Source organism: Thauera butanivorans NBRC 103042, from assembly GCF_001591165.1.
GTDB lineage: Bacteria > Pseudomonadota > Gammaproteobacteria > Burkholderiales > Rhodocyclaceae > Thauera > Thauera butanivorans.
On record NZ_BCUG01000004.1, the window covers coordinates 158,878 to 181,937 of the forward strand.

The window sequence follows — 23,060 nt, forward strand, 5'->3', positions numbered from 1 at the left end:
CTACGGATCGATCCAGTTTTCCAGCCGAAGCCCGGGAACACGCTGGAACTCACGCAGGTTATTGCTCACCAGCGTCAGCCCCCGGCTCCGGGCATGCCCGGCGATGTGAAGGTCATTGACGCCGATGGGCTGGCCCTGTCGCTCCAATACGGCGCGGATCTGCCCGTAGTGAGCCGCGGCAGCTTCGTCATAGGCCAGAACCTGAAGGCGGCTGCTGAAATCCTGCACAGCGAGGAAATTGCGTGCCGGATCGCTGCTTTTTTCCACCCCATGCATCAGTTCGGCCAGCGTGATGCTGGAAATGGCCATGCGGCCGTGGTGGCGGTTGAAACTGGCGAGCGCGGCGATCGGCCGGCGTTTGATGACGTAGATCGCAATGTTGGTGTCGAGCAGATGGCTGAGCAGCGCGGGCGCATTCATAGCCCTTCGCGCTCCGGCTGCGATTGATCCGCTCGCTCGCTCATGAAATCGTCGCTGACCGTATGGCTACCGAGAAAGAAGCTGTCCCAGGCCGACTCGGCTGGCGCGATGATGCGTTCGTTGCCGACCACGCGCACGCTCACTTTCTTGACCTCGGCCGGGAAGCGGGCTTCGGCAGGCAGGCGCACGGCCTGTGTGCGGTTGTTGGTAAAAACGGTCGTGATGGTCATGATCGCTCCTCCTTCACCTGCAATATACATCGACTATATACACTGACCACGAGACGGACAAGGATCGCATCGCACTCGGCCAGCGGCCCGCATGGCCGAACGACCGGCTGCCGACGGACGATTGCGGGCGAAACCTTGCTCCGCTACCCTGCGTCGAAACGTATGCGCGCATGGCGGGGCCACTCCGGCCTGCCGCCATGTACGGAATGCCCCGCTTTCCGCCGCCCCCGACGCTCGAAGAACATACGGAGAACCGCATGAGTCTTGCCCCCGATTTCACCCTGCCCGCCACCGGCGGCCGCAACGTCACGCTGTCCGAACTGCGCGGCCGCAAGCTGGTGATCTATTTCTACCCCAAGGACAACACGCCCGGCTGCACCAACGAAACCAGGGACTTCGGCGCTCTGTACGCGGAGTACGCCGCCGCCGGCTGCGAGGTGTTCGGCATCAGCCGCGACAGCATCAGGAGCCACGAGAACTTCAAGGCCAAGCTGGAACTGCCGTTCGAACTGATTTCCGACCCCGAGGAAGCGGCCTGCGAAGCCTTCGGCGTGATGAAGCTGAAGAACATGTACGGCAAGCAGGTGCGCGGCATCGAGCGCAGCACTTTCGTGATCGACGCCGACGGCCGCATCGCCCGCGAATGGCGCGGCGTCAAGGTGCCGGGCCACGCTGCGGACGTGCTTGCCGTGGTGCAGTCGCTCTGATCCACCCCTTTCGGCGCACCGCTTCGCTGCGCGCCTCCCCTCTTCCATCCGAGCCAGACCATGCCCTCGACCACCAAGACCAAGACGCCGAAGGCGCAAGCCAAGACACCGAAAACTGTCGCGACCGCTTCCGCCAAGCGCGGCAAGGCGGTGAAGCAGAGCGCCTGCAAGCACGACTGCAAGCTCTTCGTGCTGGACACCAACGTGCTGATGCACGACCCCACCAGCCTGTATCGCTTCGAGGAGCACGACCTCTACGTGCCGATCATGACGCTGGAGGAACTGGACAACAACAAGAAGGGCACGACCGAAGTCGCGCGCAACACCCGCCAGGCCAGCCGCATGCTGGACGAGATCGTCACCACCTCTCCCGACGGCATCGACGAAGGCATCGCGCTCGACCTGCCGTCGCACGGCCTCGCCACCGGCCGGCTCTTCCTGCAGACCGAGGCGATCGACGCCGCGCTGCCCGCCGCGCTGCCCACCGCGCGCGGCGACAATCAGATCCTGGCCGTCGTCACCTACCTGGCCGAGCGCCACCCCGAGCGTGAAGTCATCCTGGTGTCGAAGGACATCAACATGCGCATCAAGGCCCGCGCGCTCGGGCTTGCGGCGCAGGATTACTTCAATGACAAGGTGCTCGAGGACACCGACCTGCTCTACTCCGGCGCGCGCGAACTGCCGGCCGACTTCTGGGACACCCACGGCCGCGGCATGGAGTCGTGGAAGGAAGAGGGCCACACCTATTACCGTGTGAGCGGACCACTGGCGCCGGACCTGCTGGTCAACGAGTTCGTCTTCGAGACCAGCGGCGACAATCCGCTGCAGGCCTGGGTCAAGGAACGCGACGGCGGCAAGGTGCTGCTCGAGACCGTGGTGGACTACAGCCACCAGAAGAACAACGTATGGGGCATCACCGCGCGCAACCGCGAGCAGAACTTCGCGCTGAACCTGCTGATGAACCCGGACATCGACTTCGTCACCCTGCTCGGCCAGGCCGGCACCGGCAAGACCCTGCTGACGCTGGCCGCCGGCCTGACCCAGGTGCTCGAATCCAAGCGCTACTCCGAGATCATCATGACCCGCGTGACGGTGTCGGTGGGCGAGGACATCGGCTTCCTGCCCGGTACCGAGGAAGAGAAGATGGCGCCGTGGATGGGCGCACTGGAGGACAACCTCGACGTGCTCAACGGCACCGCCGGCGAAGGCGGCGACTGGGGCCGCGCCGCCACGCGCGACCTGATCCGCAGCCGGATCAAGATCAAGAGCCTGAACTTCATGCGCGGGCGCACCTTCCTGAACAAGTTCCTGATCATCGACGAGGCACAGAACCTGACGCCCAAGCAGATGAAGACCCTGATCACCCGCGCCGGCCCCGGTACCAAGGTGGTCTGCATGGGCAACATCGCCCAGATCGACACGCCCTACCTGACCGAAGGCTCGTCGGGCCTGACCTTCGTCGTCGATCGCTTCAAGGGCTGGGCGCATTCGGGCCACATCACGCTGCAGCGCGGCGAGCGCTCGCGCCTGGCCGACTACGCTGCCGACGTGCTGTAAGTTTCCTTTCCGCCGGCACGCTTTTCGTCCCCGCTCTCCGCGCAAACCGCTGCCGGCGGGTAGCCGCTTGCGCGCGGACAAGCCATTGTCCCGGCAGCCCCCTATAATCGGCGCATCCGACCGACGACAGAACCGTCATGACCGCCATCGCCGCCGACCTGCTGGTGGGAGCCAGCACGGACTTCCTGCGCCGCTTCTCGCCCTTCGACCGCATGGAAGCCGAGGCTCTCGCCTTCCTCGCCGAGCGCGCCGCACTTGCCTTCCACCCGCGCGGCAGTGAGATCCTGACGCCCGAGATGGGCGTGCCGCGCCATTTCCACATCATCCAGCGCGGCAAGATCCAGGCGCGCCAGGTGGTCGCTTCCGCCCTGAGCGAATACGCCAGCCTGCCGCTCGGCCCGGGCGAGTGCTTCCCGATCGGTGCGATTTCCGCCCGGCGTCCGTCGACCAACGCCTATGTGGCGGTCGAAGACAGCTTCTGCTTCCAGATCGATGCGGACGACTTCCTGCAGTTGATGGAAACGAGCCCGGCCCTCCATTTGTTCTGCACACAGTACATCGCCAGCCTGCTCAACCAGTCGCGCGAGCAGTTGCAGGCCGCGTTCGCACAGCGCGCGGCCGAGCAGCAGACGATGACGACCACGCTGGGCCAGCTCATCAAGCGCGAACCCGTCTGCTTCTCTCCCGACACGCCGGCACGCGAAGTGCTCGAGCAGATGGACGCACAGCACATCGGCTGCGCAGTGATGACCGACCAGGAACGCCACCCCGTCGGCATCCTGACCCAGAGCGATCTGCTGCCGCGCGTGATCCTCGCCGCCTTCGATCTCGGCAACCCGGTCGGCGAACTGATGACGGCCAACCCCCACCAGCTCGCCACCACCGCTTCGGCCTACGATGCCGCGCTGGCGATGGCCACGCACGGCGTGCGCCACATCCTGGTGGTGGACGCCGAAGGCCGGCTCAAGGGCGTCGTCTCCGAGCGCGACCTGTTCTCGCTGCAGCGCATCGGCCTGCGGCAGATTCGTGCGGGCATCGACAACGCTGCGGACATCGAATCGCTGCAGCGCGCCAGCAAGGACATCCGCCAGCTCGCCCTCAACCTCATCGCCCAGGGCATCGCAGCGGAGCAGCTCACCCAGTTCATCTCGACGCTCAACGATGCGCTGACGCGCCGCATCATCCAGCTCGCGCTCGAAAACCACGACCTGACCGGCATCAACTTCGGCTGGATGGCTTTCGGTTCCGAGGGCCGGCACGAACAGACGCTATCCACCGACCAGGACAACGGCATCATCTGGCAATGCGCCGAGTGGGAAAACCCGGTATCGATCCGCAGCAGGCTGATCGCCTTCGCCAAGGAGGTCAATGCCAGCCTCGCCCTCTGCGGCTTCCCGCTGTGCAAGGGCAACATCATGGCGAGCAACCCCGAGCTGTGCCTGACGCTGGACGAATGGAAGTCGCGCTTCGGCGCCTGGATCCGCGAACCCGACCCCGAAGCCCTGCTCAACGCCTCGATCTTCTTCGACTTCCGCGTGCTGTACGGCAACGAACGCCTCGGCGACCAGCTCCGCAGCTGGCTCAACAGGACGGTGCGCGGCAACGCCGCCTTCCTGCGCATGATGGCGGCCAACGCGCTCTCGGTGACGCCGCCGCTCGGCCGCCTGCGCGACTTCGTGGTCGAGGAGAATGGCTGCATCGACCTGAAGAAATCGGGCGCGCGGCTGTTCGTCGATGTCGCCCGCATCATCGCCCTGCGCATCGGCATCGATTCCAGCAGCACCGCCCAGCGTCTGCGCCAGGCCAGCGGCAAGATGGGCGTGTCCGCCGACGAAGTGTCGGCCATCATCGACGGCTTCCACTTCATCCAGTTGCTGCGCCTGCGCTCCCAGCACCTCGAGACCGAACATGGCGCGCCGGACGACAACCAGGTCGATCCCGACACCCTCAACGAACTCGATCGCCGCATCCTGAAGGAAGCTTTCCGCCAGGCGCGCAAGCTGCAGATCCGGATCAAGCTCGACTACCAGCTATGAGCAAATGGCTGAGCCGCTTTCTCGCCCCGTCGCAGGCCGGGGCCCCGCTCTCGGACGAGGGCGCCCAGGCCCTGCAGCGCTGGACCGAACTGGCCCCGGCCGACACCAGCACGGCGCATTTCGAAACCCGCTACGTGGTGCTCAACACCGAGGCCACCGGCCTGGATCTCGACAAGGACCGGCTGATCGCCGTCGCGGCACTGGCCGTGGATGGCGGCCTGCTCGCCCCGCGCGACAGCTACTACGGCACCCTGGCCCCCAACCCCGCCTCCACCCTCGCCGAACTGCTCGGCGTGGCCGGCAAGGCGCCACGGGTCGTGTTCAACGCCGCACTCAACCGCAGCCTGCTCGAACACGCCTTCGACGAACACCTGGGCATCGAACCCGACGACCAGTGGATCGATCTCTATTTCCTGCTGCCCGCGCTGTTTCCCGAACGCATCGAGCGCCCGGCGAAGCTCGCCGCCTGGATGGAGAGCTTCGGCATCGAGACCTTCCAGCGCCACCACGCGCTGGGCGACGCCTGGGCCATCGCCCAGCTGCTCCTCGTCGCGCAGGCCCGGGCTGCCGAACAGGGAGTGCATACGCCACGCGCACTCGCAGACCTCGAACGCAGCCAGCGGCAGTATCGCAACCGGCTGTAAACAGAGGCCGTGGGCAGCCTATGCAGGCTGACCACGGCCTTGCCCGGCGTCCATGCCAGCCGCTTGTTTACAAGCCTGTTACATTTGCGTATATTCCGCCGAATGCAAATTCGCCGCCTCCTCCTCGTGCTGACGCTCGCCCTCTCGGGAATCCAGGCCACGCACGCGGACGAACCCATGCAGCAGATGGCAATGGGCATGGCGAACAGCGAATCCCCGAGCAGTGGCGACACGGGCAGCGACTACGTTTCGGCCGCCGAACAGCTCGTCGATCAGGCGCTTGCCTATCTCGGCGTACGCTACCGCTTCGGCGGCACCTCGCCTGAAACAGGCCTCGACTGCAGCGGCCTGGTGCTGAACGTGTTCCGCAACGCCATCGGCTTCGATCTGCCGCGCACTGCCGCCGAGATGTCCCGGCTGGGCGACAAGATCGGCCGCCAGGAACTGAAACCGGGCGACCTCGTCTTCTTCAACACGATGCGCCGCGCCTTTTCCCACGTCGGCATCTACCTGGGCGACGGCAAGTTCGTACACGCGCCGTCCACCGGCGGCAAGGTACGTGTCGAGGCGCTTTCGAGCAGCTACTGGTCCAAGCGCTTCAACGGCGCCCGCCGCCTGATCGACGAAGACAGCGGCTCCACTGCCGACAGCTTCGCCGCCATCCGCTGATCCGGCTTCACATCCGCTCGACACCTGCGCCCACGCTCCGTCGCCGGCAGTGCATCAACGTGAAAGGCGTTCGATTGCCGCTCGTTCGCAGCAATCGAACGCCTTCTTCGTCTGCGGCGGCCGGCTACCGACCCGGTGCCGTTCCCGCGGCAACTCTCAATGCTTCTGCCGACACTTCTTTGCCACGGTGCACGTCGAACACTTCTCCGCCATGCGCTGGCCCAGCGCCTGCTGCAGCGCGCAGGTCGAGCGCCTGCAGCACACGAACATCACGCCTTCGCGGTTGGCCGCCTCACGGAATCGCTGCATGACGTTGTGGCCGATGAAATCGGTGAACAGGATCACCATGCCGATTCCCGCGGGCAGAGAGCTGCTGCGGCGCTGGTGGGTGGTGTCCCGGCCGCTGACGTGGCCGGCGATGCGAATGCCGAAGTTCGACAGGATGTCGGGAATGTTGCCAAGACGATCTGCGCCAACGAGGAGTGCGTCCATGTCCGTATCCGATAGTTGCGAATGATTATCACTATTAAGACATGAAATGAACGCCTTTGCAACTGCGAACTCTTCTCGTTTAATATCCGGACCTCAACGACTGCCACGGAAGACCTCCAAAATGATGAAGAAAGCCACCATCATCGCCCTGCTGTCCACGTTCGCCATTGCAGCGCCGATTGCGTACGCGGCCGACACCGAACTGAACATCTACTCCGCCCGCCATTACCAGACCGACGAAGCCCTGTACGGCAACTTCACCAAGCAGACCGGCATCAAGATCAACCGCATCGAAGCCAAGGAAGACGAGCTGCTTGAGCGCATCCGCAACGAAGGCGCCAACAGCCCGGCAGACATCTTCATCACCGTGGACATCTCGCGCCTGGCCCATGCCGACAAGATGGGCATCTTCGCGCCGGTGAAGTCGGCAGTGCTGGAAGAGAGGATTCCGGCCAATCTGCGCACCGAGCGCTGGTTCTCGTTCTCGCAGCGCGCACGCATCATCGTCTACAACCCCGAGCTGGTTCAGGCCGAGCAGGTCCAGACCTACGAGCAGCTCGCCGACCCGGCGCTGAAAGGCAAGGTGTGCACCCGCTCGGGCAGCCACCCCTACAACCTGTCGCTGGGCGCCGCTCTGATCAAGCACAACGGCGAGGAAGCCGCCGCCAAGTGGGCGAGCGGCGTGGTCGACAACTTCGCTCGCGCGCCCAAGGGCGGCGACACCGACCAGATCAAGGCCGTCGCGGCCGGTGAGTGCGGCGTCACCATCGCCAACAGCTACTACCTCGCCCGCCTGATGAACTCGCCGCGCCCGGCGGATCAGGAAGTGGTCGCCAAGGTCAAGGCGGTGTGGCCCAACCAGCAGAGCTGGGGCACCCACGTCAACGTTTCCGGCGCCGGCATGCTGAAGACCGCGCCGCACAAGGAAGCCGCGGTCAAGTTCCTCGAATACCTGGCCTCCGACGAAGCCCAGACTTACTTCGCCAACGGCAACAACGAATGGCCGGTGGTGCCCTCGGTCAAGGTCGACAATGCCGCGCTCGACAAGCTGGGCAAGTTCAAGGCGGATTCGATCCAGATCGGCGAACTGGCCGACACCGTCGCCGAAGCGCAGAAGATCTACGACCGCGCCGGCTATCGCTGACAGCCGGCGCCGGCGGACGAGCCCCGATCGTCTTCGGGGCATTCCCGGCTGACGGGCTTCGCGTCGTTCCAGGACGCGAAGCCCGTTTCTCTTTCGCCGTCCGCCCCGCTGTCAGGCGCATGCCCTGCCAGCACCGCACGATTACGGCCAGTGCGCTTGGCCTCATACAGCGCCTCATCGGCGCGCGTGAAGATTTCGTCGAAGCCTTCATCTTCCGGATCGAGCATGGCCACGCCAATGCTCACGGAAAAGCGCAAGGGCTTGCCATCCACGATGGCCGGGCTCGACGCAATCAGTTCGCGCAGACGCGTGGCCGCGCGCAGCGCGCCCGCATCGCCCTCGATACAGGGCAACAGGACGCCGAACTCCTCGCCACCCAGACGGGCGAACACGTCGGCCTCGCGCAGATGGAGAGAAACCAGTCCGGAAAAGTGCCGCAACACCTCATCGCCAGCCGCATGTCCGTACGTATCATTGATGCGCTTGAAGTGATCGAGGTCGAGCAGCAACAGGCAGGCCTGCGAGCCGTGGCGGCGTACCCGGCCCAGTTCACCATTGACCATCTCGGCGAAATTGCGCCGGTTCCACAGCCCGGTCAGCGGATCGCTGGTCGCCAGCAGCAGCAGGCTCTCCTCCATCGCCTTGCGCGAACTGATGTCCTGGTGCAGGCCGACGGCCCGCAGGGGCTTGCCTTCGTCGTCGCGTTCGAGCACGCGTCCGGAATCCTGCACCCACACCCAGCGGCCGTCGGCGTGGCGGAGACGGTATTCAGCGGCGTAGGACTCGGTTTCTCCCCGCAGATGGGGTAGCAGCGCGGACTGGATACCGCTCCAGTCGTCCGGATGCACGAGCACCTCCCACGACGACACGTCCGGCGCAAGCTCCTCGGGCCGCCGACCCAGCATGGATGCCCACAAGGGGCTGAAACTCATCCTGCCGGACGGAATGTCCCAGTCCCAGATCCCGAGTGAAGCGCTCTCCAGCGCCATCAGCAGGGCGCGCTCGTCCATCAGCGCCATGTGCGGCTCCCTATGGCAGACAACACGTGGAGCGCCAGGGCCCGGCGAATCGGCGCAAGCCCGAGCGCTTCACCGGCCGTGCGGGCCAGCGGAGCGGGGGCATGAATGGGCTTCGTTGCTATCTGCATGTTCTCGCATCGTCGGAAAATGACAGGCGCGCCGCGCAGGCAAAGCGCCGCGCCGGCAGAACAACTTGCCCGCGCGATTATCCTCGATGCGAATTGGCCAGGAAAGGCGACGGCATCACGTTCCTGCCCGTCTTTGCCGTCTTTGCAACCAGCGCGGACGGCTCCGCATGAAGATCGGATTGCTCAATCCTTCCGCCTGCTGGCCTTCAGGATCTGACGCGACAGCACGATCATCGGCAGCAGGCCGACGGCGACGATGGTCAGCGCCGCGGTCGATGCCTCGGTCAGGCGCTCGTCGGCTGCCAGCGTATGCGCCTGCGTCGCCAGGGTGTCGAAGTTGAACGGCCGGATCACCAGCGTGGCCGGCAGCTCCTTCATCACATCGACGAACACCAGCAGCGCCGCCGACAGCAGGCTGCCGCGCAGGATCGGCACATGGACCCGGCGCAGCGTCGCCCATTTGCCGAAGCCCAGGCTGCGCGCCGCATCGTCCATGCTCGGCGTGATCTTGCCCAGGCTGGATTCGACCGCATGCAGCGCCACCGCCAGGAAGCGGGCGAGATAGGCGTAAACCAGCGCAGCGATGCCGCCGGTCAGGATCAGACCCGGATTGACGTCGAACGCCGCCTGCCAGGCCTGCGCCAGCCAGGCGTCGAGCCGTGTCACCGGGATCAGCACGCCGACCGCGATCACCGAGCCCGGCACCGCATAGCCGAGGCCGACGATGCGGTTCAACGCCGCCGGCAACGACGAGCGGGCAAGCCGCGCCGCATAGGCCAGCACCACCGCCAGCACCACCGCCAGCACAGCCGTCACCGCCGCCAGCACGAAGCTGTTGCGCGCCAGTTGCAGGAAGCGCGGGCCGAACTGGGCATCGCCTTCGACGAAAGCCATCTGCAGCAGCAACCCGGCCGGCAGCAGGAAACCCAGCAGCAGCGGCATGAAGCAGGCGAAACTCGCCAGCAGCCCCCAGCCCGGCGACAGCCGCCTGCGCGCCGGCGCCCCCTGCTGGCGCGAGGTGTTGTTGAAGCGCGCCCGCCCCCGGCTGGCGAACTCCAGGCTCAGCACGATGACGACGAAGGCCAGCAGCGCGGCGGCGAGCTGGGCCGCGGCCACGCGGTCGCCGAGCGAGAACCAGGCGCGGTAGATGCCGGTGGTGAAGGTCTGCACGCCGAAGTACGACACGGTGCCGAAGTCGGCCAGGGTTTCCATCAGCGCCAGCGCCGTGCCGGCCACCACCGCCGGCCGCGCCAGCGGCAGCGACACGCGCAGGAAGCAGCCCCAGGGCCCGAGCCCCAGCGAACGTCCCGCCTCCAGCATGCCGCCGGCACGTTCGAGGAAGGCCGCACGGACCAGGATGTAGGCGTAGGGATAGAGCACGAACATGAACATCGTCACCGCGCCGCCCACGGTGCGCACGTCCGGAAACCAGTAGTCGCCCGCGCGCCAGCCGAACAGTTCGCGCAACCCGGTCTGCACCGGCCCGACGAACTGCAGGAAGTCGGTATACACGTAGGCCATCACGTAGGCCGGCACCGCCATCGGCAGGATCAGCGCCCATTCGTAGAAGCGGCGCCCGGGGAAATCCAGCATCGTCGTCAGCCAGGCGGTGGTCACGCCGATCGACGCCACGCCCAGGCCGACGCCGACGCACATCACCACGGTGTTGAAGACGAATTCGCCCAGCACCGTTTCGCTGAGATGCGTCCAGGTATCGCTGGTCCCTCCCGTGAAGACGTTGGAAAACACCGACAGCACAGGCGCGGCGATCAAGGCCGCGATGATCACCGCGGCCACGGTCAAAGATGACCAGCGCAGGCTCGTGGCGGCCTGCCCTCCCTTGTTGTTCATTCTGGTTCCGTCGTTGTCGGGCCCGGTCTGCCGCCGCCTGGCCCCTTGCAGAGGAGGAGAATTATAATTGATCGCATTTGTTGCGCGTTACGATGCAATAATCCTCCTCCTCCGCAGTCCGACGACCCGACATGGCCCATCTCCAGCTCACCGACATCGACCTCGCTTTCGGCTCTCACCGGATCGTCCAGAAGCTGTCCTTCAGCCTGGAGAAAGGCCGGATCGGCTGCCTGCTGGGGCCTTCCGGCTGCGGCAAGACCACCGTGCTGCGCTGCATCGCCGGTTTCGAGCGCGTGGCCGCGGGCGAAATCCGGCTCGATGGCCGGGTGGTCAGCACCGCCGGCGAGCATCTCGCCCCCGAACAGCGGCGCATCGGCATGGTGTTCCAGGACTACGCGCTGTTTCCCCACCTGACGGTGGCGGACAACATCGCCTTCGGCCTGCGCAAGGAAAGTGCCGAGGCCCGCAGGGCGCGCGTCGCCGAACTGCTGAAACTGGTCGGCCTCAGCGACCAGGGCCACAAATATCCGCACGAGATGTCCGGCGGCCAGCAGCAGCGCGTCGCGCTGGCCCGCGCGCTGGCGCCCCGGCCCAGCCTGCTGCTGCTCGACGAACCCTTTTCGAACCTCGACGTCGAGCTGCGCGAGCGCCTGTCGCACGAAGTGCGCGACATCATCAAGGCCACCGGGACCACCGCCATCCTGGTCACCCACGACCAGCACGAAGCCTTCGCCGTCGCCGACGAGATCGGCATCATGCACGAAGGCCGCATCCAGCAATGGGACACGCCCTACAACCTCTATCACGAACCGGCCAACCGCTTCGTCGCCGACTTCATCGGCCAGGGCGTGTTCGTCGACGGACAGATGCTGGACGAACGCCGCGTCCGCATCGAGCTCGGCATACTCGACAGCCATGTCCCGCTGTCCTGCGGCGACCACAAGGCGTGCAGGCCCGACGCGGCGGTCGACGTGCTGCTGCGTCCGGACGACATAATCCACGACGATGCCAGCCCGCTGAAGGCCGAAGTCCTGCACAAGGCCTTCCGCGGCGCCGACATCCTCTACACCCTGCGCCTGGCGAGCGGCGCGCGGGTGCTGTCGCTGGTGCCGAGCCACCACAACCACGCGATCGGCGAGCACATCGGCATCCGCCTGGATGCCGACCACGTCATCACCTTCCAGGACTCGCCGGCGGCCGACGCAGCCGCCTGAGCCCGGCATGATTCCCTGGCTGGACGGCCCGCCCGGATTTCCGCCGGTCGAGCATGCGCTCCGCGAACCGAACGGCCTGCTCGCCGCCGGCGGCGGCCTGAGCCCGGAATGGCTGCTCGCCGCCTACCGGAAAGGCATCTTTCCCTGGTTCAATCCCGGCGAACCCATCCTGTGGTGGAGTCCCGACCCGCGCCTGGTGCTCGCACCCGAGCAGATCCGCATCAGCCGCTCCCTGCGCAAGCTCCTGCGCCGGCGGCATTTCGAGGTCCGCTTCGACACCCGCTTCAGCGCCGTCATCGACGCCTGTGCGGCGCCGCGCACACCCGGCCCCGGCACCTGGATCACGCCGGAAATCCGCGCCGCGTACTGCGCCATGCATGAACTCGGCCATGCCCACAGCGTCGAAACCTGGCGCGATGGCCGTCTGGTGGGCGGCCTGTACGGCATGGCGCTGGGGCGGGTCTTCTTCGGCGAGTCGATGTTCTCGATCGAATCGAACGCCTCGAAGGTCGCGCTTGCCCACCTGGCCCGCTTCCTGCACATGCGAGGCTATGTCATGATCGACTGCCAGATGACGACGACGCACCTGATGTCGATGGGCGCGTGCGAGATTCCGCGCCGACAGTTCAGCGACATCCTCGCCCGGCACGCATCGGCCTGTCCGGGCGGAGCCCGATGGCCAGCGGACGCCGGGCAGTACATCGACTGGGGCTAGATACACGGCCGGGAGCGAAGATGCAGAAAGACTACCCCTACGCCCTGATACAGTTCTACGCCACCGCGCCCTATGCCTGCTCCTACCTGGCCGGCCGCAATGCACGTTCGCAGGTCGCCACGCCCGGCCACCTGATCGACACCCAGGTATATGGCGAACTGGTGCGGCGCGGCTTCCGCCGCAGCGGCGTGTTCACCTACCGGCCGTATTGCGACACCTGCCACGCCTGCGTGCCGGTGCGCATCCCGGTGCAGGATTTCCGCCCCGACCGCAGCCAGCGGCGCGCCCGGACGCGCCACGCCGGGCTGCGGGCCGTGGAACTGCCGCTGGCCTTCGTCGAGGAGCACTACCGGCTGTACCAGCGCTATCAGTCCACCCGCCACGCCGGCGGCGGCATGGACCTGGACAACCGCGAGCAATACACCCACTTCCTGCTGCAGACCCACGTCGATACGCGGCTGGTGGAATTCCGCGACGGCGACACCCTGTGCATGGTCAGCATCATCGACCGCCTGGAAGACGGCCTGTCCAGCGTCTACACCTTCTACGAACCGGAACTGGCCGGAAGCTCGCTCGGCACCTACGGCGTCCTCTGGCAGATCGAAGCCTGCCGCCGCATGGGCCTGCCCTACGTGTATCTCGGCTACTGGATCGGCGAGAGCCCGAAGATGGCCTACAAGGCACGTTTCCGCCCGCTGCAGGCGCTGCACGCCGGCCAGTGGATGGCGCTGGAGAGCATGCCCGGCCATGGCGGCCCGCTTTCGCCCCACCCGACCCCGGATCCGGGTGCGCCCCCTCTTTCCGGCACATCCGGCGCCATCGCCTGACGGGCACCGAATCGCTACAATCCGCCGATGCTCTACGACATCGCCCGCCCCCTGCTGTTCTCGCTCGACGCCGAGACCGCCCACGAATTCACCATCCATGCCCTGAACCTCGCCGGCCGCGTACTGCCCGCCGGCCAGCCCGAGCCGGCCGAGCCGGTCGAAGTCATGGGCCTGAGCTTCCCGAACCGCATCGGCCTCGCCGCCGGCCTCGACAAGAACGGCGAAGCCATCGACGGCCTCGCCCGCATGGGCTTCGGCTTCATCGAGATCGGTACCATCACGCCGCGCCCCCAGCCCGGCAACCCCCGTCCGCGCATGTTCCGCCTGCCCGAAGTGCAAGGCGTCATCAACCGCATGGGCTTCAACAACCACGGCGTGGACGTCCTGATCGCCCACGTCAAGGCAGCCAAATTCCGCGGCATCCTCGGCATCAACATCGGCAAGAACTTCGATACCCCGATCGAGAACGCCGCCGACGACTACCTCGCCTGCCTCGACAAGATCTATGCGCTGGCCAGCTACGTCACCGTCAACATTTCCTCACCCAACACCAGGAATCTGCGCCAGTTGCAGGGCGAATCCGAACTCGACGACCTGCTCGGCCGCCTCAAGGCCGCGCAGACCCGGTTGGCCGACACCCATGGCCGCTACGTGCCGCTGACGCTGAAGATCGCCCCCGACCTGGACGAAGCCCAGGTCATCAACATCGCCGACGCGCTGCGCCGCCACCGCATCGACGGCGTCATCGCCACCAACACCACCATCGCCCGCGACAAGGTGCAGGGCATCCGCTACGGCGAACAGCAAGGCGGGCTGTCCGGCGCGCCGGTGTTCGAAGCCTCGACCGCCGTCGTCCGCCAGCTCGCCACGGCGCTTGCCGGCGAACTGCCGATCATTGCCGCCGGCGGCGTGCTCAACGGCAGCGACGCGATCGCCAAGCTCGATGCCGGCGCCAGCCTGGTGCAGGTCTATAGCGGCCTGGTCTATCGCGGCCCGGCGCTGGTGCGCGAATGCGTGCGTGCCACGCGCAGCTGGAAAGCGCCCGCGGCCTGAGCACCCGGCCAGGGGGCCGCAGCCGGTTCAGAAACTCGACCCCGGTTGCTGCAGGAAGGCGACTTCCTCGGCGCTGGGTTCCCGCCCCAGGATGGCATTGCGATGCGGATAGCGCCCGAAGCGATCGATGATGGCCTTGTGGCGCAGTTCGAAATCGTGGCTGTCCGGCGGCGCCCAATGCCTGAACAGGCGTTCGGCCTCGACATGGATCAAGCGCGACTCGCTGTGCATCCAGGGCATCAGCAGGAAGGCGCGCTCGGCAGGCCCGAGCGCATCCAGCACGCCGCCTGCGACCGCCTCCTGCGCCAGCACCAGGGCCATCCCATCCTGCGCGAAAGCACGCGGCGTGCCGCGGTGGATGTTGCGCGAGAACTGGTCGAGCACGATGATTTCGGCCAGGCGGCCGCGGGCACTGCCGCGCCAGGCATGGCATTCGCCCTGCGCAGCGCTTTGCAGCACAGCCGCGTAACGTTCGCGCAGCAGGACATCGAAGGCCGGATCGACCGCCCACCATTGGGCCGGCTGGATGTCCTCGAACCAGAAACGCAGGATTTCCTCGTGCATGCTTGTCTCCCTGTCTGTCCCGTCGTGAATTGTGTGACACTTCGGCGCAGCCGAGCACAGGGGCCGTGACAAAACAGCTCCTGCACACGCAGCGCCGAACCTGATGCATTCTCATGGCCGCTCCAGAATCCTCGGCCCTGCCCCCTCCCTGCCGAGTTCATCCATCGGATTGCGCAACGGGCATTCCTCCAGCGACAGGCAACCGCAGCCTATACAGCCGTCCAGTTCATCGCGCAGCCGCGTCAGCCGCTTGATCCGCTCGTCCAGGCTGGCACGCCACGCCGAGGACAGCTCGCGCCATTGCTCCGTCGTCAGCTTGCTGCCACGCGGGTAGCGGCCCAGCGCTTCCTTGATTTCCTCCAGCGGCACGCCGGCGCGTTGCGCCACCTTGATGACGGCGATGTAGCGCAGCACCACCAAGGGGAAACGCCGCTGGTTGCCCGCGCTGCGCACGCTGGTGATCAAACCCTTCGATTCGTAGAAGTGGATGGTGGATACAGGCACGCCCGCACGCCGGGCAACTTCCCCCACGGTCAGAAACACTCGGATGAAACCGATGGGTTTGTCTTGGTTCGTCACGACGCTTGACCTCAAGTTAACTTGAGGTCTTATAGTCCGCCGCGACCACGCTGGCAAGCCTTGCGGGCCGGACATCGAGGGCGCGTGCAGCACTGCGCTGCTGAATCATCGGGAGAACGACAATGCAAAAATGGGCGGGAGTGGCGATCGCATCGGCCACCGCCGTGACCGTCGCCGCCACATGGCTGATCCGGGGCGGCGACGGCGAAACCTCGAGCGATGGCTGGCCGGTCACCAAGGTGGCCTTGGCCGCCGTGGAGCACGCCGATGCGCCACGGGCATTTCACGGTGTCGGCGAACTGGAAGCTGCGCGCCAGGTGGAGCTGGCCGCGGAAGTCGCAGGGCGCATCACGCGCATCGCCTTCTCCTCCGGCCAGCGTATCGACAAGGGGCAGTTGCTGGTGCAGCTCAACGACGCGCCCGAGCAGGCCGAGCGCCTGCGGCTGCGCGCCCAGTTGCGCAACGCCGAAACGGTACTGGCCCGAACCCGCCAGTTGCACGGCGAGCGGGTGGCGACCCAGGAGCAGCTCGACCACGCCTCCGCGGCCCGTGACATGGCGCGCGGCGAACTGCAGCGCATCGAGGCGGTGATCGCGCAGAAGGCCGTCACCGCGCCCTTCTCCGGCGTGATCGGCATCCGCCGGGTGCATGAGGGGCAGTACCTGAACGCCGGCGATGCCATCGCCAGTCTGGTCGATGCCGGCACGCTGCATGCGAACTTCGCGCTGGATGAGCAGGCGGTGCCGCATCTGCGCGCTGGCCAGCCGGTACAGGTGCGCGCCGATGCCTGGCCAGGGCGTGTGTTCGAGGCAGAGGTCGCCGCCATCGACCCCTTGATCGGCGCCTCGCGCACGGTGCAGGTGCAGGCCCGCATCCCGAATGCCGAAAGGCTGTTGCAGGCCGGCATGTTCGCCAAGGTCCGCGTGCTGCGCCAGCAGCCGACGCCAGTGCTGGTGGTGCCGGAAACCGCCGTGAGCCATTCCGCCTACGGCCAGACGGTGTTCGTCGCCGAAAGGGACGAACGGCAGGCGCTGAGCGTGCGCCGCGTGGCGGTCAGGACCGGCGAACGCTGGCAGGGCCTTGTCGAGATCGAATCCGGCCTGAACGAGGGTGAACGGGTAGTCGTCTCCGGCCAGTTGCGGCTGAGCGACGGAATGCTGGTCGAGGTAGTCGCACGTGACGCGCTTCATGAGGAACAGCCAGTAGCACCTGTGACGGAGGACGCGCGCTCATGAAATTCACCGACGTTTTCGTGCGCCGCCCGGTGCTGGCGCTGGTGGCCAGCAGCCTGATCGTGCTGCTGGGCTTGTTCGCGCTGGGCAAGCTGCCGATCCGGCAGTACCCGACGCTGGAAACCTCGACCATCACGGTCAGCACCGAATACCCCGGCGCGTCCGCCGAACTGATGCAGGGTTTCGTCACCCAGCCGATCGCGCAGGCGGTGTCCTCGGTCGAAGGCATCGACTACCTGTCGTCCTCGTCAGTGCAGGGCCGCAGCACGGTCACGCTGCGCATGGAGCTGAACCGCGATTCCACCCAGGCGCTGACCGAGACCATGGCCAAGGTCAATCAGGTGCGCTATCGCCTGCCCGAGCGCGCCTACGATCCGGTGATCGAACTGTCCGCCGGCGATTCGACGGCGGTGGCCTATGTCGGCTTCTCCACCGGCAGCCTGTCGGCGCCCGAGCTTACCGACTACCTGTCGCGCGTGGTCGAGCCGCTGTTCTCCGGCATTCCCGGCGTCGCCAAGGTGCAGACCTTCGGCGGCCAGCGGCTGGCGATGCGCCTGTGGCTGGATGCGGATCGCCTGGCCGGCCGCGGCCTGACCGCCAGCGACGTGGCCGAGGCGGTGCGCCGCAACAACTACCAGGCCGCGCCGGGGCAGGTACGCGGGCAGTACGTGATCGCCAATGTACGGGTCGATTCCGAACTGAGCAGCGTCGACGAGTTCCGTGATCTGGTGATCCGCAACGACGGCAACGGTCTGGTGCGCCTGCGCGACGTGGGCACGGTGGAGCTGGGCGCCGCGGCCACCAACGCCAGCGCCACGATGGATGGCGAAGCCGCCGTCCACCTGGGCCTGTTCCCGACGCCCGCGGGCAATCCGCTGGTCATCGTCGATGGCATCCGCCAGTTGCTGCCGGAGATCGAGAAAACGCTGCCGCCGGGCGTGAAGATGGAACTGGCCTACGAGACGGCCCGCTTCATCGAAGCCTCGATCGACGAGGTGCTGCACACGCTGCTGGAGGCGGTGCTGATCGTGGTGCTGGTGATCTGGCTGTGCCTGGGCTCGCTGCGCAGCGTCGTCATCCCGGTGCTGACGATCCCGCTGTCGATGCTGGGCGCAGCCGGGCTGATGCTGGCCTTCGGCTTCAGCATCAATCTGCTGACCCTGCTGGCGATGGTATTGGCGATCGGCCTGGTGGTGGACGACGCCATCGTCGTGGTGGAGAACGTACATCGCCACATCGAAGAAGGCAGGTCGCCAATCGCGGCGGCATTGATCGGTGCGCGCGAGATCGCCGGGCCGGTCATCGCCATGACGCTGACGCTGGCGGCGGTCTATGCCCCGATCGGCCTGATGGGTGGGCTGACCGGAGCGCTGTTCCGTGAGTTCGCGCTGACGCTGGCCGGCGCGGTGATCGTCTCAGGTGTGGTGGCGCTGACACTGTCGCCGGTGATGAGTTCGCTGCTGCTGAAGTCCAGCCGGCAGGGCGACGGACACGGCCGCATGGCGAGGCTGGCCGAACAGGTCTTCGGCGGCCTGGCAGACGGTTACGGCAAGCTGCTGCGTTTCTCGCTGCGCCAACGCTGGCTGAGCGGTGGCGTCGCCCTGCTCGTCTGCCTGAGCCTGCCTCTGCTGTACCAGATGCCTCAACGCGAACTGGCACCGCCGGAAGACCAGGCCGCGGTGCTGGCCGCGATCAAGTCGCCTCAGTACGCCAGCCTGGACTATGCCGAACGCTTCGGGCTGGAGCTGCACCGCGTCATGGCCGCCATTCCGGAAACGACCGGCACCTGGATCATCAACGGCACCGACGGCCCCGCGTCCAGCTTCGGCGGCATCAACCTGTCGGACTGGGGCGCACGCGAGCGCAAGGAGCCTGAAATCCTCGCCGAGCTGCAGCAGGCCGTGGGCGACATCGAAGGCAGCAGCATCTTCGCCTTCCAGGTCGCGCCGCTGCCGGGCGGCAGCGGCGGCCTGCCGGTGCAACTGGTGCTGCGCAGTGCCCAGGACCATCCGGTGATCTATGAAGCGATGGCGGGCCTGAAGCAGCGCGCCCGCGAAAGCGGCCTGTTCGTCGTGGTCGACAGCGACCTGGAGTACGACAGCCCGGTGGTCCAGCTCACCATCGACCGTGCCAAGGCGGGAAGCCTGGGCATTTCCATGCAGGACATCGGCGATTCGCTCGGCGTGCTGGTCGGCGAGAACTACATCAACCGCTTCGCCCTGTTCGGCCGTTCCTACGACGTGATCCCGCAGAGCATGCGCGACCAGCGGCTGACGCCGCAGGCGCTGGCTCGCCAGTTCGTGCGCACCGGCGACGGCACCCTGGTGCCGCTGTCCACGGTGCTGCGGCTGGAGATGGGCGTCGAACCCAACCGCCTGATGCAGTTCGACCAGCAGAACGCCGCCACCCTGCAGGCCATTCCCGCACCAGGCGTGTCACTGGGCCGGGCGGTGGGTTTCCTTGAGCAGGCGGTGGCCGATCTGCCGCCCGGTTTCAGCCACGACTGGCAGTCCGAATCCCGCCAGTACGTGCAGGAAGGCAATGCGCTGGTGTTCGCCTTCCTCGCCGCCCTGGTGGTGATCTATCTGGTGCTGGCGGCGCAGTACGAGAGCCTGGCCGATCCGCTGATCATCCTGATCACCGTGCCGCTGTCGATCTGCGGCGCGCTGCTGCCACTGGCACTGGGCTGGGCGACACTGAACATCTACACCCAGATCGGCCTGGTGACGTTGATCGGCCTGATCAGCAAGCACGGCATCCTGATGGTGGAGTTCGCCAACGAACTGCAGGCGAATGAAGGGCTGGACCGGACGTCCGCGATCATCCGCGCCGCGCAGATCCGCCTACGGCCGGTGCTGATGACCACCAGCGCGATGGCCTTCGGCGTGGTGCCGCTGCTGTTCGCCAGCGGCGCGGGCGCCAACAGCCGCTTCGGCCTGGGCGTGGTGATCGTCTGCGGCATGCTGGTCGGCACGCTGTTCACCCTGTTCGTGCTGCCGACGATCTACACCTGGCTGGCACGCGACCATCGCGTGCAGAGCGCACGTGAGCTTCAGTTGGCCGGGATCGCTGAAATCGAACGGGCCGAAGGAGCGAAGGCATGAGGACGAGCAGCACCAGACTCCGTCTCCTGAGTGCAGCGGCGCTGGCCACGGCGCTGACCGGCTGCGCAGTGGGACCGAAGTACGTCAAACCCGACACACCAGCCGTCGTGCTTGCCAGCCCACAGGCGGTGGAACTGGCCGCGAGCCAGGCGATGGACAGCAGCGCAACGATGCCCGCCGATTGGTGGCGCTTCTTCGAGGACGAGGGCCTGGCCCGCTGGATCGAAACGGCACTGTCCCACAACCACGACATCCGCCAGGCGCAGGCCAGGCTGCTTGGCGCCCGTGCGGTCTTCGACGAACGCCGGCTCGACCGCCTGCCGGGCGTGACCAGCAGCGCCGGCCATGTGCGGGGCATCCAGCAGCAGGCCAGCAACGACGGCCGACGCAGGCTGTCCGAATCCTGGCAGGCCGGCTTCGACGTGCAGTGGGAAATCGACCTGTTCGGCCGCCTGGATCGGCTGCAACAGGCAGCGATGGCCCGTGCCGAAGCCAGCCGGGCTGACCTGGCGCTGACGCGCCTGAGCATCGCTGCCGAAGTCGCACGGGCATGGTTCGATGCACAAGGCCATCGGCGGCAACTGGACGTCGCCCGGCAGGAAGCCGACAATTGGCGCGAAACCGTCCGCCTGGCCGAAGCCAGCCAGCGCGCCGGCGCCGGACTGCCGGAGGAGGTGGAAAGCGCCCGCGCCAACCTGCTGCGCAGCGAGGCCGCGATTCCCCCGCTGACGGCGGCCTTGCAGCAGGCCCGCTACCGGCTCGACGTGCTCGCCGGACGGCGGCCCGGCCAGGCCCGGGCGGAATTGCCCGACCCGGCCGAAACCCGCTTCGCGCCACTGGCAACGCAGCTTCCGCTGGGCGACGTCAAGCACCTGATCCTCGCGCGGCCCGACGTGATCCGGGCTGAACGCCTGCTGGCCGCCAGCGTCGAGAACGTGGGCGCAGCCACCGCCGAGCTCTACCCTCGCCTCGACCTGGGCGGCTTTTTCGGCTTCTTCGCCTTGCGCGATGGCGATCTCGGCAGCGCCGCCTCGCGCACCTTCCAGGCTGCCCCCACTCTGTCCTGGCCAGCCCTGCGCCTCGGCAATGCCCGCGCGCGGCTGCGCGCCGCCAGGGCGCAGTCCGAAGGCTTGCTGGCCGTCTACGAACAGGTATTGCTGAACGCACAGGAGGAAGTCGAAAACGCGATCACCACCCTCGCCGAACAGCAGCGCCAACTCGCCGTTTTGCTGCAATCGGCCGGCCACGCCCAGGCGGCCTTCGACATCGCCGGCAAACGCTACCGCGCCGGTGCCGGCAGCTACCAGGCCGTGCTGGAGAGCCAGCGAACGCTGTTTCAGCTACGCCGGCAGATCGTGCAGGAGGAAACCGGATCGCAGGTGCAAGTGGTCGCGCTATACAAGGCGCTCGGCTGGCAAGGCGAGCGCGCCATGCCTTGATACGCCACATTGCCACATCACAGCACTCGAGCCATCACTCCACGACAGGCTGCAGCGGCGGCCCATCTGCCGTCGCCTCATCATCGGCCGGCTGGCCGGCAGTCAGGCAGGCCACCAGCGCGGTGGCGATGCCATCGGCCATGCGGGCGATGCGCGCGGGATCGCGCAGCAGCAGTTCCTCGTCGCGGTTCTTGATCACGCCGGCCTCGAACAGTACGGCGGGCATCGTCGCATGTCGTAGCACCGCCAGGCCATCGTAATAATGCACGGCATGCATGGGGTCCGCGTAGGCGCGGCGGCGGCCGTTCTTGTGGGTGGGCTCGAAACCCATGCGCTGCAGGCGTGCGCCGATGATGCGGGCGCACAGGATGCTGCGCGCGGTATCCGGGTTGTCGCGCGAGACGAACAGCGAATGTCCGGCGAAGTCGTCGTTGTAGTCCAGCGCCTGCCCCTGCCACTGCCAGGGCTGCAGTTCGAAGGCGTTGACCGAGTCGTGGTGGATCGACAGCAGGAAGGCGGCTCCCTCGGCCGCCTGTGGCCTGGCCTTCAGGCTGGGGATGAGGCCGTCCTCGTTGATCAGGCGTGCGGACCGGCCCCGCGCCTGCAGCGCCGCCGTCACCTCGCGTGCCAGATCGAGGTTGAATTCGAATTCGCTGCGTCCACGCGCGCTCGTCGCCCCCGGTGCCGCCAGGGTATGGCCCACGTCCACCACGATCTCGCCATGTGCCAGCGCAATCGCCGGCAAGGCGAGCATGGCCATGCAGACGCGATGCGCTGTCGATGCCATCCCGTTCATCTCCACCCACGCTCTCCAGCCCGGTCGCCGGGCGCATTCCGGCTACCCGGTCAATCTTGATTCAAATCATGGTGGGGGGGCAGCCGGCTCCCTACCATGCGCTCACCATCGGCTCAGCCGTGGGAATGTAATCCCCCTTACCACTGACACCAATCAATCCTGAAAACGAGACCAATGATGAGGAGTGCGCGATGAGCGGCATTTTCACAAAATCGATGGCGCGGAACATCTTCTATGGGGGGACGGTTTTCTTCTTCCTCCTGTTCCTGGCGCTGACCTTCGACACCGAGCGCGAACTGCCATCGCGCGACAATTCTCACAACATCACGCCGGAAGTCGCCGCCGGCAAGCACATCTGGGAAACACGAAACTGTATCGGATGCCACTCCCTGCTGGGCGAAGGCGCCTATTTCGCGCCTGAACTCGGCAATGTCTATGTTCGCCGCGGTCCGGAGTTCATCAAGGCGTGGATGCAGAGCATGCCCACGATGGCGCCTGGCCGCCGCCAGATGCCCAACTTCAACCTGACCGACGAGGAGCTGGATGAGCTCGTTGCCTTCCTGAAGTACACCTCCGAGATCAACACCGCCAACTGGCCGCCCAACATCGAAGGTTGAGTCGAAGGCTGAACCATAGAACC

General features: G+C 66.6%; 23 protein-coding genes. 15 read left to right on the forward strand and 8 right to left on the reverse strand.

Going from position 1 to position 23,060, the window contains the following annotated elements:
* Both vapC and vapB read right to left on the reverse strand, forming a co-directional pair.
* Window positions 1-420: a type II toxin-antitoxin system tRNA(fMet)-specific endonuclease VapC gene (gene vapC / locus TBU01S_RS03010; RefSeq protein ID WP_281178399.1), complete on the reverse strand. Its 420-nt coding sequence runs from the start codon at window positions 418-420 to the stop codon at window positions 1-3.
* Entirely contained in the window at window positions 417-650 is a 234-nt protein-coding gene (vapB, locus tag TBU01S_RS03015; RefSeq protein ID WP_068635148.1) for a type II toxin-antitoxin system VapB family antitoxin, read from the reverse strand. The genes vapC and vapB overlap by 4 nt, the downstream gene beginning before the upstream one ends.
* 257 nt (window positions 651-907) lie before the next feature.
* Between vapB and TBU01S_RS03020 the strand changes: the two genes are divergently transcribed.
* The 5 genes from TBU01S_RS03020 (at window position 908) to TBU01S_RS03040 (ending at window position 6,263) form a co-directional block, all read left to right on the forward strand.
* Window positions 908-1,357, forward strand: coding sequence for a peroxiredoxin (locus tag TBU01S_RS03020; RefSeq protein ID WP_068635149.1), 450 nt, complete (start codon window positions 908-910; stop codon window positions 1,355-1,357).
* Window positions 1,358-1,417: 60 nt separating this feature from the next.
* Window positions 1,418-2,914: a PhoH family protein gene (locus tag TBU01S_RS03025; RefSeq protein ID WP_174524494.1), complete on the forward strand. Its 1,497-nt coding sequence runs from the start codon at window positions 1,418-1,420 to the stop codon at window positions 2,912-2,914.
* 137 nt (window positions 2,915-3,051) lie between these two features.
* Window positions 3,052-4,950 carry a DUF294 nucleotidyltransferase-like domain-containing protein gene (locus tag TBU01S_RS03030; protein WP_068635150.1) on the forward strand — a complete coding sequence of 633 codons (1,899 nt, stop codon included), beginning with the start codon at window positions 3,052-3,054 and terminating at the stop codon, window positions 4,948-4,950.
* Window positions 4,947-5,594: a 3'-5' exonuclease gene (locus TBU01S_RS03035; protein WP_068635151.1), complete on the forward strand. Its 648-nt coding sequence runs from the start codon at window positions 4,947-4,949 to the stop codon at window positions 5,592-5,594. The genes TBU01S_RS03030 and TBU01S_RS03035 overlap by 4 nt, the downstream gene beginning before the upstream one ends.
* 102 nt (window positions 5,595-5,696) lie before the next feature.
* Window positions 5,697-6,263 carry a C40 family peptidase gene (locus TBU01S_RS03040; RefSeq protein ID WP_068635152.1) on the forward strand — a complete coding sequence of 189 codons (567 nt, stop codon included), beginning with the start codon at window positions 5,697-5,699 and terminating at the stop codon, window positions 6,261-6,263.
* Between the two features lie 156 nt (window positions 6,264-6,419).
* Here the strand turns inward: TBU01S_RS03040 and TBU01S_RS03045 are convergent, their stop codons facing one another.
* Window positions 6,420-6,755 (reverse strand): DUF2325 domain-containing protein, encoded by a 336-nt coding sequence (locus TBU01S_RS03045; RefSeq protein WP_068635153.1) that lies wholly within the window; start codon window positions 6,753-6,755, stop codon window positions 6,420-6,422.
* 124 nt (window positions 6,756-6,879) lie between these two features.
* On the opposite strand from TBU01S_RS03045, the gene TBU01S_RS03050 reads away from it, so the two are divergent.
* Entirely contained in the window at window positions 6,880-7,899 is a 1,020-nt protein-coding gene (locus tag TBU01S_RS03050; protein WP_217999551.1) for an extracellular solute-binding protein, read from the forward strand.
* Here TBU01S_RS03050 and TBU01S_RS03055 read toward each other — a convergent pair.
* Window positions 7,890-8,918, reverse strand: a complete 1,029-nt coding sequence (locus TBU01S_RS03055; protein WP_245650832.1) for a GGDEF domain-containing protein — start codon at window positions 8,916-8,918, stop codon at window positions 7,890-7,892. The genes TBU01S_RS03050 and TBU01S_RS03055 overlap by 10 nt on opposite strands.
* A gap of 101 nt (window positions 8,919-9,019) precedes the next feature.
* Here TBU01S_RS03055 and TBU01S_RS23720 point away from each other — a divergent pair, with 101 nt between their 5' ends.
* Window positions 9,020-9,217, forward strand: coding sequence for a hypothetical protein (locus TBU01S_RS23720; RefSeq protein WP_157659082.1), 198 nt, complete (start codon window positions 9,020-9,022; stop codon window positions 9,215-9,217).
* Between the two features lie 12 nt (window positions 9,218-9,229).
* On the opposite strand, the gene TBU01S_RS03060 is transcribed toward TBU01S_RS23720, so the two are convergent.
* Window positions 9,230-10,897 carry an ABC transporter permease gene (locus TBU01S_RS03060; RefSeq protein ID WP_068635155.1) on the reverse strand — a complete coding sequence of 556 codons (1,668 nt, stop codon included), beginning with the start codon at window positions 10,895-10,897 and terminating at the stop codon, window positions 9,230-9,232.
* A gap of 131 nt (window positions 10,898-11,028) precedes the next feature.
* Between TBU01S_RS03060 and TBU01S_RS03065 the strand changes: the two genes are divergently transcribed.
* Genes TBU01S_RS03065 through TBU01S_RS03080 form a run of 4 tightly spaced genes read left to right on the forward strand, consistent with a single transcriptional unit; the run spans window position 11,029 to window position 14,706 of the window.
* Window positions 11,029-12,111 carry an ABC transporter ATP-binding protein gene (locus TBU01S_RS03065; protein ID WP_068635156.1) on the forward strand — a complete coding sequence of 361 codons (1,083 nt, stop codon included), beginning with the start codon at window positions 11,029-11,031 and terminating at the stop codon, window positions 12,109-12,111.
* Between the two features lie 7 nt (window positions 12,112-12,118).
* On the forward strand, window positions 12,119-12,826 hold the full coding sequence (gene aat, locus TBU01S_RS03070; RefSeq protein WP_068635157.1) for a leucyl/phenylalanyl-tRNA--protein transferase: 708 nt from the start codon (window positions 12,119-12,121) through the stop codon (window positions 12,824-12,826).
* Window positions 12,827-12,846: 20 nt separating this feature from the next.
* Window positions 12,847-13,653: an arginyltransferase gene (locus tag TBU01S_RS03075; protein ID WP_083953433.1), complete on the forward strand. Its 807-nt coding sequence runs from the start codon at window positions 12,847-12,849 to the stop codon at window positions 13,651-13,653.
* 27 nt (window positions 13,654-13,680) lie between these two features.
* A complete protein-coding gene (locus tag TBU01S_RS03080) occupies window positions 13,681-14,706 on the forward strand; it encodes a quinone-dependent dihydroorotate dehydrogenase (RefSeq protein ID WP_068635158.1) in 1,026 nt (341 codons plus the stop codon).
* A gap of 27 nt (window positions 14,707-14,733) precedes the next feature.
* Here TBU01S_RS03080 and TBU01S_RS03085 read toward each other — a convergent pair whose 3' ends face one another.
* Both TBU01S_RS03085 and soxR read right to left on the reverse strand, forming a co-directional pair.
* Window positions 14,734-15,270, reverse strand: a complete 537-nt coding sequence (locus TBU01S_RS03085) for a DUF924 family protein (RefSeq protein ID WP_068635159.1) — start codon at window positions 15,268-15,270, stop codon at window positions 14,734-14,736.
* A 111-nt stretch (window positions 15,271-15,381) separates the two neighbouring features.
* Window positions 15,382-15,924 (reverse strand): redox-sensitive transcriptional activator SoxR, encoded by a 543-nt coding sequence (soxR, locus tag TBU01S_RS03090; protein WP_083953434.1) that lies wholly within the window; start codon window positions 15,922-15,924, stop codon window positions 15,382-15,384.
* A 47-nt stretch (window positions 15,925-15,971) separates the two neighbouring features.
* On the opposite strand from soxR, the gene TBU01S_RS03095 reads away from it, so the two are divergent.
* The 3 genes from TBU01S_RS03095 to TBU01S_RS03105 are packed head-to-tail and all read left to right on the forward strand — an operon-like array spanning window position 15,972 to window position 21,624.
* Complete coding sequence (locus tag TBU01S_RS03095; protein ID WP_083953435.1) at window positions 15,972-17,084, forward strand: efflux RND transporter periplasmic adaptor subunit; 1,113 nt, start codon at window positions 15,972-15,974, stop codon at window positions 17,082-17,084.
* Complete coding sequence (locus TBU01S_RS03100; protein WP_068635162.1) at window positions 17,081-20,185, forward strand: MexW/MexI family multidrug efflux RND transporter permease subunit; 3,105 nt, start codon at window positions 17,081-17,083, stop codon at window positions 20,183-20,185. The genes TBU01S_RS03095 and TBU01S_RS03100 overlap by 4 nt, the downstream gene beginning before the upstream one ends.
* The gene (locus TBU01S_RS03105; RefSeq protein ID WP_068635163.1) at window positions 20,182-21,624 is read left to right on the forward strand and encodes an efflux transporter outer membrane subunit; all 1,443 of its coding nucleotides are present in this window, start codon (window positions 20,182-20,184) and stop codon (window positions 21,622-21,624) included. Before TBU01S_RS03100 ends, TBU01S_RS03105 begins: the two co-directional genes overlap by 4 nt.
* A 34-nt stretch (window positions 21,625-21,658) precedes the next feature.
* Here TBU01S_RS03105 and TBU01S_RS03110 read toward each other — a convergent pair whose 3' ends face one another.
* The gene (locus tag TBU01S_RS03110) at window positions 21,659-22,411 is read right to left on the reverse strand and encodes an N-acetylmuramoyl-L-alanine amidase family protein (protein WP_245650833.1); all 753 of its coding nucleotides are present in this window, start codon (window positions 22,409-22,411) and stop codon (window positions 21,659-21,661) included.
* Between the two features lie 200 nt (window positions 22,412-22,611).
* Here TBU01S_RS03110 and TBU01S_RS03115 point away from each other — a divergent pair, with 200 nt between their 5' ends.
* Window positions 22,612-23,037, forward strand: a complete 426-nt coding sequence (locus TBU01S_RS03115) for a c-type cytochrome (RefSeq protein ID WP_068635164.1) — start codon at window positions 22,612-22,614, stop codon at window positions 23,035-23,037.
* Window positions 23,038-23,060: the final 23 nt, after the last annotated feature.